The organism is Aeromicrobium sp. CF3.5 (assembly GCF_051262695.1).
GTDB lineage: Bacteria > Actinomycetota > Actinomycetes > Propionibacteriales > Nocardioidaceae > Aeromicrobium.
Window position 1 is genome coordinate 650,136 of record NZ_JBIMEZ010000002.1, and the last position, 14,125, is coordinate 664,260.

Annotated in this window: 13 protein-coding genes; 7 read left to right on the plus strand and 6 right to left on the minus strand. The window is 68.2% G+C overall.

Translation table 11 applies throughout. From position 1 onward, the window contains the following. Window positions 1–14: 14 nt before the first annotated feature. The 6 genes from ACHAA3_RS06810 to ACHAA3_RS06835 are packed head-to-tail and all read left to right on the plus strand — an operon-like array spanning window position 15 to window position 6,333. Window positions 15–857: an ABC transporter ATP-binding protein gene (locus ACHAA3_RS06810; RefSeq protein ID WP_435708194.1), complete on the plus strand. Its 843-nt coding sequence runs from the start codon at window positions 15–17 to the stop codon at window positions 855–857. After that, window positions 854–1,648, plus strand: coding sequence for an ABC transporter permease (locus ACHAA3_RS06815; protein WP_435708195.1), 795 nt, complete (start codon window positions 854–856; stop codon window positions 1,646–1,648). Before ACHAA3_RS06810 ends, ACHAA3_RS06815 begins: the two co-directional genes overlap by 4 nt. Next, the gene (locus ACHAA3_RS06820; RefSeq protein ID WP_435708196.1) at window positions 1,645–3,354 is read left to right on the plus strand and encodes a dihydroxy-acid dehydratase domain-containing protein; all 1,710 of its coding nucleotides are present in this window, start codon (window positions 1,645–1,647) and stop codon (window positions 3,352–3,354) included. Before ACHAA3_RS06815 ends, ACHAA3_RS06820 begins: the two co-directional genes overlap by 4 nt. After that, on the plus strand, window positions 3,335–4,624 hold the full coding sequence (locus ACHAA3_RS06825) for an FAD-dependent oxidoreductase (protein WP_435708197.1): 1,290 nt from the start codon (window positions 3,335–3,337) through the stop codon (window positions 4,622–4,624). Before ACHAA3_RS06820 ends, ACHAA3_RS06825 begins: the two co-directional genes overlap by 20 nt. A gap of 9 nt (window positions 4,625–4,633) precedes the next feature. Next, the gene (locus tag ACHAA3_RS06830) at window positions 4,634–5,914 is read left to right on the plus strand and encodes an aconitase X (protein ID WP_435708198.1); all 1,281 of its coding nucleotides are present in this window, start codon (window positions 4,634–4,636) and stop codon (window positions 5,912–5,914) included. Continuing rightward, window positions 5,911–6,333, plus strand: a complete 423-nt coding sequence (locus ACHAA3_RS06835) for an aconitase X swivel domain-containing protein (RefSeq protein ID WP_435708199.1) — start codon at window positions 5,911–5,913, stop codon at window positions 6,331–6,333. The genes ACHAA3_RS06830 and ACHAA3_RS06835 overlap by 4 nt, the downstream gene beginning before the upstream one ends. Window positions 6,334–6,389: 56 nt before the next feature. Here the strand turns inward: ACHAA3_RS06835 and ACHAA3_RS06840 are convergent, their stop codons facing one another. The 6 genes from ACHAA3_RS06840 to ACHAA3_RS06865 form a co-directional block, all read right to left on the minus strand. Next, window positions 6,390–7,346: an ABC transporter substrate-binding protein gene (locus ACHAA3_RS06840; protein WP_435708200.1), complete on the minus strand. Its 957-nt coding sequence runs from the start codon at window positions 7,344–7,346 to the stop codon at window positions 6,390–6,392. Between the two features lie 80 nt (window positions 7,347–7,426). After that, window positions 7,427–8,314, minus strand: coding sequence for an amidohydrolase family protein (locus tag ACHAA3_RS06845; protein WP_435708201.1), 888 nt, complete (start codon window positions 8,312–8,314; stop codon window positions 7,427–7,429). Window positions 8,315–8,331: 17 nt separating this feature from the next. After that, on the minus strand, window positions 8,332–9,264 hold the full coding sequence (locus tag ACHAA3_RS06850; protein ID WP_435708203.1) for a 3-hydroxyacyl-CoA dehydrogenase NAD-binding domain-containing protein: 933 nt from the start codon (window positions 9,262–9,264) through the stop codon (window positions 8,332–8,334). Beyond that, a complete protein-coding gene (locus ACHAA3_RS06855; RefSeq protein ID WP_435708204.1) occupies window positions 9,261–11,219 on the minus strand; it encodes an acetoacetate--CoA ligase in 1,959 nt (652 codons plus the stop codon). Before ACHAA3_RS06855 ends, ACHAA3_RS06850 begins: the two co-directional genes overlap by 4 nt. Further along, on the minus strand, window positions 11,216–12,025 hold the full coding sequence (locus tag ACHAA3_RS06860) for a crotonase/enoyl-CoA hydratase family protein (protein ID WP_435708205.1): 810 nt from the start codon (window positions 12,023–12,025) through the stop codon (window positions 11,216–11,218). Before ACHAA3_RS06860 ends, ACHAA3_RS06855 begins: the two co-directional genes overlap by 4 nt. Further along, window positions 12,022–13,578: an acyl-CoA synthetase gene (locus ACHAA3_RS06865; protein ID WP_435708206.1), complete on the minus strand. Its 1,557-nt coding sequence runs from the start codon at window positions 13,576–13,578 to the stop codon at window positions 12,022–12,024. Before ACHAA3_RS06865 ends, ACHAA3_RS06860 begins: the two co-directional genes overlap by 4 nt. Window positions 13,579–13,664: 86 nt before the next feature. Here ACHAA3_RS06865 and ACHAA3_RS06870 point away from each other — a divergent pair. After that, window positions 13,665–14,125, plus strand: a 461-nt coding sequence (locus ACHAA3_RS06870; protein ID WP_435708207.1) for a MarR family winged helix-turn-helix transcriptional regulator, incomplete at its 3' end; no start/stop codon positions are given.

Consider the following 14,125-nt stretch of genomic DNA (forward strand, 5'->3'; position numbering starts at 1 on the left):
CAGGAGACCACACCATGACCCTCGACGTGCAGGAACCCACTTCGTCCGCCGCCTCGAGCCACGCTGCCGCGGAGATCTCGATCACCGGACTGGACAAGCAGTACAAGACCGATCACGGAGTCACCCACGCCCTGTCGGGGATCAACCTGGAGATCGCGAAGGAGGAGTTCGTCTCGCTGATCGGTCGTTCCGGTTGCGGCAAGACGACCTTGCTTCGCATCATGGCTGGCCTGGTTCCGCCCAGCTCGGGCGAGGTGCAGATCGCCGGTCGCTCCTTGTGGAAAGGCTCCACGGCTGACAACAGCGTCATCCGGAACCTGGGCGTCGTCTTCCAAGAAGCCAATCTGTTCCCTTGGTACAACATCGCGGACAACATCGCCCTCCCGCTCAAGCTCCGAGGCATGGGCAAGCGCGAGCGACGCAAGCGCGCCCGAGAGCTCGCTGACCTCGTCGGGCTCGGATCCTTTCTCGAGAACTATCCTCGCGAGCTCTCTGGGGGCATGCGCCAGCGCGCCGCGATCGCTCGAGCGCTGAGCGACGGCCCCGATCTCCTGCTGATGGACGAGCCCTTCGGGGCCCTGGACGCGATGACGCGGGACAAGATGAACCTGGAGATCCAGCGCATCGCCCTGGCCACCCGAGCCACTGTCGTGTTCGTCACCCACGACATCGAGGAAGCGGCATTCCTGGGCGACCGCGTGGTCCACCTGACGCCGCGCCCCGGCCGCATCGAGCAGATCGTCCCGGTGGGGGCTGCGCGACCGCGCACCTACGAGGTGCAGACCACACCCACGTTCACGAACATCGTCGCCGGGCTGCGTTCCGCGCTGATGAAGGAAGAGGAGGAGCAGTCATGACCCGTCAACGCCTGATCAAGATCCTGCCGTGGGTCAGCACCCCCACGGTCCTGCTCGTGTTCTTCGCCATCTGGGAAGCCGTGGTGCGGATCCGCGACATCTCACCCTTGCTGCTCCCGCCACCGACCACGATCGCCGGAAGCCTGCGCGAGGTCGTCCTGGACGCCAGCACCTGGGTCAACGTTCGGATCACGCTCACCGAGATCCTGCTGGGCTTCTCCATCGGCGTCTTCGTGGGGATCGTCGTGGGTGTCCTGCTGGGCAAGATTCCGCTGCTGGAGATCAGCCTGCGTCCTCTCATCATCGCGATGGAGGTCGTGCCCAAGGTCGCCCTCATCCCCCTGTTCGTCATCTGGTTCGGATTCGGGATGAGTACCAAGGTCCTCATCGCCGCGCTGCTGGCGTTCTTCCCGGTCATGCTCAACGTCCAGCTGGGAGTCAGATCCGTCGATCGAGGGCACCGCGACGTCATGCAGAGCATCAGCGCGAGCAAGTGGCAGACGTTCACCCACCTCGAGGGCAAGTCCATGATGCCGTTCGTGTTCGCCGGCATGGAGACGGCCATCGTGCTCGCCATCATCGGCACCATCGTGGGCGAGTATCTCGGCGGCAACGAGGGACTCGGCTACATGATCGTTCGCAGTCTGAACGAGCTGGACGCGCCGGCCCTCTTCGCCGTCATCATGCTTCTCGCAGCCATCGGACTGACGTTGTTCTTCATCGTCAGCTCGTGCAAGCGGCTCGTGATCCCGTGGCACGAATCGGTCTACGCACGAAAGGAAGCAGCGTGAGGGAGTACCGAAGCAATTTTCCTGTCGGCAGCCCTCGCTGGGCGACGAGACGGACCCAGTGGAAGGCACTCGGCCTGACCGACGAGCAGATCAGCGGCCCCAAGATCGCCGTCGTGAACTCCTCGTCCAAGCTCGCGCCATGCTTCAGCCACCTGGACGAGATAGCCACGGCGACCTGCGAGCGACTCGCTGAGCTCGGCGCCGTCGGTTTCGAGATCAGGACCGTCGCGCCGACCGACTTCATCATGGCGGCCGGAGCAGGCGGAGGCTACGTCCTGTCGAGCCGTGACCTCGTCACGGCCGACATCGAGGCCGCCGTCGAAGGCGGTCAGCTCGACGCCATGATCTGCCTCGCCTCGTGTGACAAGACCGCACCGGGACAGCTGATGGCAGCCGCACGGCTGGACGTACCCACCGTGATCGTTCCGTGCGGATATCAGTCGTGCGGACGCATGGCCGACGGCTCACCGGTCGACATCGAAGAAGTGTTCCTGAAGGCCGGCCACGTGGCATCGGGGAGGATCTCCGTGGAGGACCTCTGCTCGATGACTGACCGAGCGATCACCGGGCCCGGGGTCTGCACAGGCATGGGAACGGCCAACACCATGCACGTCGTGGCCGAAGCCCTGGGCATGACCGTGCCGGGTGCCGCGCCGGTGGCAGCAAACAGTCCCCGCATGTGGCAGACCGTCCGCGAATCGGCCTCAGCCGTGCTCGACGCCCTCGAGGCTGACCGCACACCGCGCCGGATCATGACCGAGGGCGCCGTGCGGAACGCGGTCGCCGCGGTCCTGGCCGTGAGCGGATCGATCAATGCAGTCAAGCACCTGCAGGCAGTCGTCGCCGAGCTCGGGCTCGGGCTCGACGTCGGCACGATGTTCGAGGAGGCCGGCGAGACGGTGCGCCCGCTCTCGGCCGTCCGACCCAACGGCCCTGACTCGATCGAGGCGTTCGAGGCCGCCGGCGGGGCGTGGGGCGTGCTGCACCAGCTCGGAGCCGCCGTCGACCGCACCGTCACGACCGTGACCGGAGAGTCGGTGGGCTCGATCGTGGACCGTCTGGAGCATCTCGACGACGCGGTGATCCGCCCCCTCTCCGATCCTCGGGGCCCCCAGGCCACCATCCGCATCCTGCGGGGGTCGCTCGCACCCGACGGGGCCATCGTCAAGCTCTCCGTCACCGACCCCCGCGGCGACCGCGCCGAGGGCCCGGCCGTGGTCCACGACGATCCCATCGCCGCGATCGCCGCGATCAACGCCGGTGAAGTGCCGGCCGGGTCGATGCTGGTCGTGCGCGGTGTCGGTCCGGTCGGAACTCCCGGCATGGGCATGGCCTCCAACGTGGTGTTCGCACTCGACGGGGCCGGACTCACCGGCAAGGTCGCGGTCATCACCGACGGCCAGCTCTCCGGGCTCGTGAACGCCGGCATCGTGGTCGGCGAGGTCAAGCCGGAGGCCGCCGAAGGTGGGCCACTGGCACAGGTCCGCAACGGCGACACCATCACGGTCGACCTCGTCTCGAACCGGGTCGACGTGGACCTTCAGGACGACACGGCCACGGGAGGGCCGATCGGCCGCGCCGCCGCCACTCCCTGGCTCGGCGCCTACGCCGCGACCGTCAGCTCCTTGTCCCACGGCGCTGTCCTGGGGCGTTCGGACTCCACCACCGACGAGAGGAAGTCCTCGCATGCCACACGCACTCAGTGATCTGACCGTCAACACCGTACGTCGCTCCACCGAGCCACCCGTCGAGGAGCTCCGGACCGACGTCTGCGTCGTGGGGGCCGGCATCGCCGGCATGTCCGCAGCGTTGGCGTCGGCGCGCCTTGGACGCAGCGTCGCGCTGGTGGACGCGCTACCCGTCCTCGGCGGCCAGTGCGCAAATTCGCTCATCGGCCTGTTCTGCGGCGTCTACGGCAACGGGCCGGACTACCAGCAGCTCACCCACGGGATCTTCACCGACATGTTCTCCGATCTGGAGTCCAGCGGCGACATCTCCTACAACCGCCGTCACACCATGACCGTCAACTATGACGAGGTGGCAGTGGGCCGCTGGATGGAGGAACAGGTCGTGGACCATCGCATCCACGCCATCACGAGCGCATCGGTCCTGTCGGTGGAGAACGACGGAGGACATATCGGAGCCGTCAACTTCGCCACCCGGTACGGCCTGCTGCGCGTGGTCGCTGACGCCTTCGTCGATGCCACGGGCGATGCAGCACTCACCTGGGAGGCTGGCTTGGACTGTCGCGTGCCCGAGCGCACCATCTGGGGCTCGCAGCAGGTCCGACTGGAGAATCTCGATCCCGAGCACGCGCCGTCCCCCGAAGAGCTCGCCCAGCGCGTCCGCGACAAGGCCGAGAACTACGGCCTGGTGCGCAAGGACGGCCTGGCCTTCTTCTTCCCCGGACGCAACACCGCTGTCATGAACATGACGCACGTCGAGGCTCCGCTCGAGCCAGTGGCCGCCTCCCGCGCGCAGCTCGAGGGCCGAGCACAGGCCGATCTCGTCGTCGATTTCCTCAAGGCTGAGTTCCCCGAGGCATTCGGCCGCGCCACGGTGCGGCTCTACGGCTTTCCGGGGCGACGCCAGACGCGGTGGATCGCCGGCGAGTACCAGCTGAGCGTCGACGACGTCGTGAACGGCACGAGGTTCGAAGACACGGTGGCGCGAACGGCATGGCCCATCGAGCTGCACGACCGTCCCGACGGATACGTGTGGGAAGTCTTCGAGCCCGATCACGTGCACGAGGTCCCCTTGCGCAGCATCACCCCGAAGGGCGCCGTCAACCTGCTTGCGGCCGGACGGTGCGTCGACGGTGACGCCGCCGCCTTGTCCAGCGTCCGTGTCATGGGGCCGTGCGCGGCGATGGGCGAGGCGGCTGCGCACGCCCTGGATCTTGCGGACGGCGGAGGGGTCGCCGACATCTCCTGGTCCGACCTGCGGACTCGAGTCGCTCACAACGTGACGTCCTGAGGAGGACAGATGCATCTGACAGATCACGATCGAGCGATGCGCGACGGGGCCGAGGGCGACGCGATCGCGGCGGCCATGGACCTTCTGATTCGCTACGGCGAGGGACTCGGGGCAGAGGTGCTGTGCGACGTCCGCAACGTCGCCGGGACGTCGACCCAACCCACCCCTGCGAAGACCATCATCGCCAAGGAGCACGGCTGGGACAAGGCGTTCTCGGTCATCAACCTCGACAGCGATGCAGACATCGCGATCCCGCCGATGCGGGTCCCGACCTGTCAGCTCCAACAGGGCTTCAACGATGAGGTGCTGTCGATCTCACCGTATCGATCCGAGCTCGTGGAGCTGCAGGACGGCGCCGAGTCCTTCGCCTCCGAGAAGGGCATCAACATCCTCGCCACGTGCACGCCCTACCAGGTGGGCAACCTGCCCACCCGTGGCGAGCACGTGGCGTGGATGGAGTCCTCGGCCGTGATCTATGCAAACTCGGTGCTGGGCGCCCGCACCAACTGCGAGGGCACGGCGTCAACGGGATCGGCTGGCCTGACCGGGCGGATACCCTGCTGGGGCAATCACCGCGAAGAGACCAGACGCGGCACGCACCTCATCGAGTCCGACGTGAGGGTCGAGTCCTTCCTCGACTGGGGGATGCTCGGCTACTTCGCCGGTGACGTGGTCGGCGAGCAGCGCCCTGTCCTGAGCGGGCAGCTCGCCAGGCCCACGCTCACTGACCTGAAGCACCTGGGAGCGGCCATGGCCACCAGCGGCGGTGTGGAGATGTTCCACCTGCCCGGCGTGACGCCGGAGGCCCGAACGATCGAGGAGGCCTTCGGCGACACCGTTCCCGCCACCACGGTTCACTACACCGCGGCGGACCGTGCACACGTCTACGAGACGCTCAACGACCAGGGCAGCAGCACCGACGTGGACTTCGTGCTGCTCGGCTGCCCGCACGCCTCGGTCGAGCAGATGGCCGAGATCGCACGCCTGCTCGACGGCCGGAAGCTGCACCCAGACACACGGTTGTGGGTGATGGCTCCACGCGCCCTCCGCGATGTCGCGGACCGCAACGGGGTCACGGCCGCGATCCGCGCCGCGGGTGGACAGGTGCTCACCGACTCGTGTCCGGCCATGTCGCGCACCGCTCCGGAGGGAACTCGAGTGTTTGCGACCGACAGCGCCAAGCAGGCGCACTACCTGCCGGCGATCCTCGACATCGAAGCGTGGTTCGGCACGACTCGCGACTGCATCGAGGCAGCCCTGACCGGCCGCTGGAAGGGAGAGCTGCGATGAGCGCCGACGTGCGCGAGCTCCGCGGACGATCCATCGTTCCCGGCACGGTGACCGCTCGAGCGCTGGTGTCTCCCGAGACCATCTCGGGCTGGGGCGGCATCGACCCGACGCTGGGCACCATCATCGAGCGACGACACGCACTGAGCGGCGTCTGCTTCACCGACCAGGTGCTCGTGTTCCCAGGAGCCAAGGGATCGTCGGGGTGGTCCGGCTTCTTCCAGAGCACTCGGCTGCTCGGGACCGCGCCCGCGGCGATGCTCTTCACCACCGTCACAACCAAGGCCGTCCTCGGTGCGGTGGTCACCCGGGTCCCGACCATCAGCGAGCTGGACCACGATCCTGTCGCCGTGATCCGCACCGGTGACCTCGTCGAGGTCGATGCGGATCACGGCATCGTGCGCATCCTCGAACGCGCCTAACCGGACACGACGACGCGCCCACCCGATCGTCGGGTGGGCGCGTGGCGTGAACGGTCCTACGGCAGCAGACCGTCGATGTCTGCGGGGCCGTCGATCCAACCCTCGTCGGTCATCAGCTCGCCCAGACGCTTCAGCTGCGGCTCCCGGAGGTCCGTGCCGAACGCCTCGAGGCCAGCCATCTCGACCAGCTCCGGCGGGATCCCGGTGAGCTCCTGGGCCGCGGCACGCACCTCGTCGGGGTTCTCCTCGGCGTAGGTCAGCGTCTGCTCCAGCGCAGCGGTCATCGACGCGACGAGCTCTGGATCAGAGGCGATCAGCTCCTCGCTGGTGAAGGTGTACTGCATCGCCATTCCGGGCACCGACAGCTGGCTGGTGTAGCCGACCAGCTGGCCGGGTCCCTCCTGCAGGCTGGTCAGGAAGGGCTCGGGCACCCACACCGCGTCGACGTTGCCCGCTTCCAGTGCCGCAGGCATGTCGGGAAACCCGAGCTCGACGAAGTCGATGGAGTCGGGGTCGCCGCCCGCCTCGCGCAGCGTCTCGCGGATCGTCAGGTCGCCGATCGACTTCAGGGTGTTGATCGCGATGGACTTGCCCTCGAGATCGGCAGGCTCATCGATCCCGGAGTCCTTCAACGAGATGATCCCGTTGATGCCGTCCTCCGGGGGCATCAGATCCGACGACCAGTGCGTCAGCACCTTCAGCGGCAATCCCTTGTCACGCGCTGTCAACAATGAGACCGGGTTGCTCGTGCCGAACTGCGGCTTGCCCGATACCACGCCGGGGATGATCGCAGCGCCACCCTGGGCCATCTCGACGGTCAGGTCGATCCCCTCGTCCTCGAAGAACCCCTGCTCCTGGCCCACGACGATCGCCCCGGTCGGCAGGATCGGCAGCGCGGAGAAGGAGACCTCCCGCAGCCCCTGCTCGTTCTCACTGGCTCCTCCGCCCGAACCGCACGCGGCGAGCCCGAGCGCGGCGGCGGCCGCGACGGCGATGAGTGCTGACTTCTTCATGGTGACCTCTCTCACATTGCTGATACTCAAGAATCCTGTCGATCACGTCGCGCGTCAAGCGATTTAGACAGGTTTCCTGATTATTTTGCGACGAGGCCCAGAAGACGGGCTGCGTTGTCCTTCACGATCAGCGGCCGGACCTCGGGCTTGAGGTCGAGCTCGTCGAAGTCGGCCATCCAGCGGTCGGGCGTGATGACTGGGAAGTCCGAGCCGAAAAGCGCCTTGTGCCGCAGCAACGTGTTGACCTGGCGCACCAGTTGCGGCGGGAAGTACTTGGGCCGCCATCCCGACAGGTCCACGAAGACGTTGGCCTTGTGGGTCGCGATCGAGATGCTGCTGTCGACCCAGGGCACCGACGGATGGGCGAGGATGATGTCCAGCTGCGGGAAGTCGGCCGCGACGTCGTCGACGAGCATGGGGTCGGAGTAGCGCAGCTTGATGCCCCGGCCGCCGGGCAGTCCGGCCCCGATGCCCGTCTGACCGGTGTGGAACAGTGCCACCACGCCGGCGTCCTGCAGCACCTCGTAGAGCGGGTACCAGCGTTCGTCGTCGGGCCGGAAGCCCTGCAGGCTGGGGTGGAACTTGAACCCGCGCACCCCGTGATCGCCGATCAGACGGCGCGCTCGCTCGACGGCCTCGTCGCCGCGCCTCGGGTCGACCGAACCGAACGGGATCAGGACGTCATTGTTGCGCGCGGCGCCCTCGGCGATCTCCTCACTGGACAGTGGCGGGTGCCCCATCTCGCGCTCGGCGTCGACGGTGAACACGACCGCCGCCATCTGGCGCTCGCGGTAGTGCTCGGCGATCTGGTCGATCGTCGGCGTCCGGATCGCGTCGGCCTTGAAGTACTTCGCCGACGCATCCATCAGCTCGTCATCGAGCGAGTAGTGGCCGTGGCCGTCCGCCTCGACGTGGGTGTGGACGTCGATGGCCACGAGGGCCTCGACGTCGATGGCCGATTCGTACATGGGACCTCCGAAGGGGATCAGGGCAGGTTCTGGGCGTTGGTCTTGGCAGCGAGCAACATCAGCAGCAGTGCGTCGCGGTCCGCACTCATGGCGTGTTGATCGATGCCGTCGAGCTCGTCATCGACTCCGGCGACCAGTGCCGCGACGAGCTCGGGCGTCAGCGGCGCCTCGCCGAGATCGTCCATGAGTCGTTCGGTCGGCGGGCCCAGGTGCGCCAGCACGTGGCCCAGGCCGCCTTCTCCACCAGACAGGTGCTGGTTGACGACCGGTCCGAGCAGGGCCCATCGCAGACCGGGGCCGTGCGCGATGGCGGCATCCACGTCGGCGACCGTGGCGACACCGCGCTGCACCAGTGAGTACGCCTCGCGCCACAACGCCGCCTGCAGCCGGTTGGCCAGGTGACCTGGCACCTCACGCCGCACGTGGATCGGCCGCTTGCCGATGTCGCGGTAGAACTCCAGCGCCCTCTGCACGATCTGTGGCGAGGTCACCTCGGCGCCCACCACCTCCACGAGCGGGATCAGGTGCACCGGGTTGAACGGGTGACCCACGACAAAACGCTCAGGATGCAGGGGCGCCAGCGCGGCCAGAGTGCTGGGCATCATGGTCGAGGTGCTGCTCGCCACCGGCACGTCCGGATCGGCGACCGCATCGATCTCGCGGTAGAGCGCACCGCGGACGGCCTCGTCCTCGGGTCCGTTCTCCTGCACGAACCGGGCACCGTCGACCGCCTCGGACGGCGAATCGGCCCACGTCACCAGATCCCGCCAGCCTCCGACGTCGTGACCGAGAGTCGCCAGGGCAGGGCCAGCCAGCTCGATGTCGTGCGCCAGCAGGTCGGGAGCGGCCGGAGACGGGTCGCTGATGCGAACTGTCACCCCGCGCGAGACGAGCTGGCAGACCCAGGCGCGTCCGATCACACCCGCACCGACGATGGCGACATGGCTCATGCGCGGGCTCCGGCCAGCTCGAGGAACGGGTCCCACACGGCCGGATCCACCACGGTGTCCTGCGCCACGACACGCTCGATCGGGGCACCCTGGAGCAGCCGTTTGACCGGAACCTCCAGCTTCTTGCCGGTCCGGTTCGTCGGAACGGCCGGCACCTCGATGACACGGTCGGGCACGTGCCTGGGCGACAGCGAACTACGCAGGGTCCGCCCGATGGTGCCGATGAGCTCGTCATCCAGGCGCGAGCCGCCTGCGGTCACGACGAACACGATCAGCTCACCGTTGCCGCCGTCGGTGTCCTCGAGATGGACCACGAGGGAGTCGTCGATCTGCGCCATCGATCCGAGCACGTCGTAGAACTCCGACGTGCCCAGTCGCACCCCTCCGCGATTGAGGGTGGCATCGGACCGGCCGGCGATCACGCAGCTGCCGGACTCGGCGAATCGCACCCAGTCACCGTGGCGCCACACACCGGGATACGTCTCGAAGTAGGTCTCGCGGTAGCGCGAGCCGTCCTCATCGCCCCACAGACCCACCGGCATCGAGGGCATCGGCCGGGTGATGACGAGCTCGCCGAGCTCACCGACCACGCGTTCGCCGGCTTCGTCGAAGGCGTAGGCAGCGACCCCGAGGCAGGCCCCGGAGATCTCGCCGGCGATCACCGGCTGCAACGGACTGCCCTGCACGATGCCGCCGCACACGTCGGTTCCACCACTGCCGACGTTCAGCAGGATCTCCTCGCCGAGCTGCTCTCGAATCCACGCGTATCCCTCGGCCGGCAGGGGGCTGCCCGCAGCTCCCACCTGACGCAGCGCCGACAGGTCGTGCACCTGAGCCGGTTCGGCGCCGGAGCGTCGCGCCGCCATGATGAATGCCGGGCTCAGCCCCACCATCGTCGCTCGCGTCTGCGCAGCAAGACGCCACTGCAGATCAGCGTCCGGGTACATCGGGTTGCCGTCGATCAGCACGATCGACGACTCGACCAGCAGGGCCGAGACGAGCGAGTTCCACACCATCCAGGTGGTCGTGGAGAACCACATCAGGCGATCGCCGGGACCCAGGTCCCAGCTCAGTGCGTGATTCTTCAGATGCTCTATGAGCAGCCCGCCGTGACTGTGCACGATCGCCTTGGGCTTGCCCGTGGTGCCCGAGGAGAACAACACGCACAACGGGTGGTCGAAGGGCACCGAGTCGTATGCAGGCTCGGCCGGTTCAGCCAGCAGCTCGTCCCAGCTGACCGTGTCCTCGAGGCCTTGCCCGCCGTACGGGACGTGGACGACATCGCGCAGCGACGGCATGGCTGCGCGCACCTCGGCGACCTCGGCCACGCGGTCGACCGCCTTGTCGCCGTACCGATAACCGTCGACGGCCAGCAGCACCACCGGTTCGATCTGGCCAAGACGGTCCACGACGCTGCGCGGCCCCAGCTCGGGAGCGCACGAGGCCCAGATCGCTCCCAGGCTTGCCGTGGCCAGATAGGCCACCACGGTCTCAGGGATGTTGGGCAGGTAGGCGGCCACGCGGTCGCCGCGCCCCACTCCGAGGCGCTGCAGGCCGGCGCGCGCCCGCGCGACCTGGTCGCGCAGGTCGGCCCAGGTGAGCTCGACCGTCTCCCGCGTCTGCGAGTGGCCCACGATCGCGATCGCCTGCGGATCCACGTCGCGCGCGGCCAGGGCGTGCCGCGCGAAGTTGATGCTGGCGCCGGGAAACCACACGGCACCTGGCATCGAGTCGTCGGCCAGCGCCGGGCCGACCTCGGTGTCGGACTCGACGCCGAAGAACTGCCAGATCGCCGACCAGAACCCGTCGAGGTCCTCGACCGACCAACGCCAGAGGTCGTCGTAGTCGTCGACGGTCACGCCGCGGTGCTCACCGACCCACTGCACGAAGGCACCGATGCGGGTCGTGGTGCGCCAGTCGGAGGCGGGGCGCCAGACGACGTGCTGGTCGGTCATCGCGGACCTTCGCCGTTGATCCGCGCGCCCCGCCCGTCGAGGAACTCACGCATCAGAGACTTCGCCTCGTCGCTGCCGCCGGCCACGGCCGCCATCAGCGACTCGATGAAGTAGCCCTGGTCCGGATCGGCCTCGCCGATGCGCGGCAGCGCCTGGATGACCGCATAGGTGGTGACGGGCGAGACCCCGGCCATCTTGTGAGCCAGCTCGAGCGCCGTGTCATGGCCGGCGCCGTCCTCGACGAGGTACTGGCTGAAGCCCACCCGGTGCCCCTCCTCCGCGCCGTAGACGCGGCCGGTCAGCATCATGTCCGCCATCCGGTGGACGCCGACGAGTCGCGGCACACGCACCGAGGCGCCGCCGCCGACGAACAGGCCGCGCTGCCCCTCCGGCAGGGCGAAGTAGGCCGACGGCTCGGCCACCCGCACGTGACATGCGCTGGCCAGCTCGAGTCCTCCGCCGATCACGGCTCCCCGCAGCACTGCGACGACTGGGATGCGGCCGCGTTCGATGCGCTCGAACGCGCGGTGCCACATGCGTGAGTGGTGCAGGCCGCCCACGGTGCTGCGCTCGGACAGCTCAGCCAGGTCGAGCCCGGCGCAGAAGTGGTCGCCGTCGGCGTCGAGGACCGCGGCGCGCGCCCACTCCGGCGGATCGGCGAACAACCGCTCGAAGCCGAGCACGGTGGCGTCGTCCAGGGCGTTGCGCTTGTGCGCGCGGGACAGCCGCACGATCAGCACGTCGCCGTGCCGCTCGGTCGTGATCGACTCCGGCAGGGCGAGCGCGGACAGGTCGAGCTGGGTCATGCGGTTCCTCCAGGGGTGACGCGTCCACGCAGGTCGGTGCGGAGCACCTTGCCGGAGGCATTGCGGGGCAGCTCGTCGACGAAGATGAACTGGGCGGGGGTCTTGTAACGGGCCAGGCGGCCGTCGAGGTGCGCCCGGATGTCGGCCTCGGTGAGGGACGCATCGGGCAGGCGCTCGACGAAGGCGACTCCGACCTCTCCCCAACGGTCGTCGGCCCGCGCCACGACAGCGACCGACCGCACACCCGGCAGCGAGTGCATCGCGGCCTCGACCTCGGCGGGGTAGATGTTCTCGCCACCGGAGATGATGACGTCCTTGAGGCGGTCGACGACGTGGGCCCAGCCATCGTCCTCGACCTGCACGATGTCGCCGGATCGGAACCAGCTGCCGTCGACGACGGTCTCCTCGCTGGCCTCGGGCCTCCCCCAGTAGCCGTCGTACAGGTGAGGTCCGCGCACCAGCAGCTCGCGCGGCTCGGGTCCGACCGGCAGGACCGTGCCGTCATCGCCGAGCATCGCCACGTCGGTGAAGAAGTGCGGCACACCGATCGAGACCGGGCGCTGCTCACTGCCCTGCACCGGCGCCATGTAGACACCCGGCGCGGCCTCGGTCATGCCGTAGCCCTGCTGCAGGGTCACCCCGCGCTGCTGCCAGGCACGGCTGATGTGCTCGGTCGCCGGGGAGCCGCCGTAGTTGACGTAGCGCAAGGACGAGAGGTCGGCCGTGTCCCAGTCGGGATGCTCGACCATCATCTGCAGCATGGTGGGCACCACGGCCATTCCCGTGACGCGGTGCTCGGCGATGGTCCGCAGCACGATGCCGGGGTCGAAGCCGTCGAGCATCTCGACCGTCCCACCCTTGAACAGGGTCGCCAGCGTGGACTGCCCGAATCCCACCGCGTGGAACAAGGGCGCGAAGCACAAGATGTGATCGGTGCTGACGAAGTCGATGTGCCCGAGCTGGTTGAAGGTGTTCCAGGTGAGACTGCCGTGGGTGAGCACGGCCGCCTTGGGGCGACCGGTGGTGCCGGACGTGAACAGCAGCAGCGCCGGATCCTCCAGCGTGACGTCGGCGACGTCGGCGAGCGGCGTGGTTCGTGTCGTCAGGAGCTCGTAGTCCTCGGCGTCGTCGCGAGCCGTCCCGAACGACAGGACGTGGTCGACCGGCGTGTTCTTGGCGAGGGTCTTCGTCACGAGGTCGTCGACACCGCGGCCGACCACGAGCACCCGGCTGCCGCTGTCCTCGAGCATGTAGGCGACCTCGCTGGGTGACAGCCGAAAGTTCAGGGGCGCGAACACCGCACCCAGCAGCCCGGTGGCGAAGAACGTCTCGAAGGTCCTCAGGTCGTTGACGCCGAGGTAGGCGACGCAGTCACCCGGGCCGACGCCGCGCTCACGGAGAGCGGCGGCCAGGCGGGCCGAACGATCGGCGAGGTCGGCATAGGTCAGGCTGCGATCAGCCTGCAACAGTGCCGTGGCGTCCGGGCTGATGCGAGCCCGACGTGCCGGCCACGTACCGACTCCGAAGTTCCCCTGCCGCGCGAACAGCGCCATGCCCAGTCCTCTCGTCGGCCCATCGCCTCCGTGGCCAACAGATTGACAGGTTTCCTGTTTAATCGCAAGAGGCTAGGATCCTGCCCATGCCCCACCGCGACGACGACTCCGGCCCCCTCGCGGCACCTTCACTGCTCTATGCGGTCAAACAGGTCGAGCTCGCGGTCCGGTCCCACCTCGACGCCGTCCTGCGGCCCGCCGGCATCACGACGGCCCAGTACACCGCGTTGACGGTCCTGCAGCGCGGACACGACGTCACGGCTGCGCAGCTTGCCCGCAACTCGTTCGTGACCACGCAGTCGATGGCCGACCTGGTCGGTGCGCTGGAGCGACAGGGACTGATCTCTCGCGAGCGCGACAGCGCGGACCGCCGCCGAGTGACCTTGTCCCTGACCCCGCAGGGGCAGCGCCTGCTGGACGAACACGCCACACCGGTGGCAGCACTGGAAGCGACGATGGTCGCTCACCTGACCCCCGCGCAGGCGAGCGACCTCGGTACTGCTCTCAACTCCTGCCGCGCTGCACTCGCGGAGGCGTCGAGCACCAG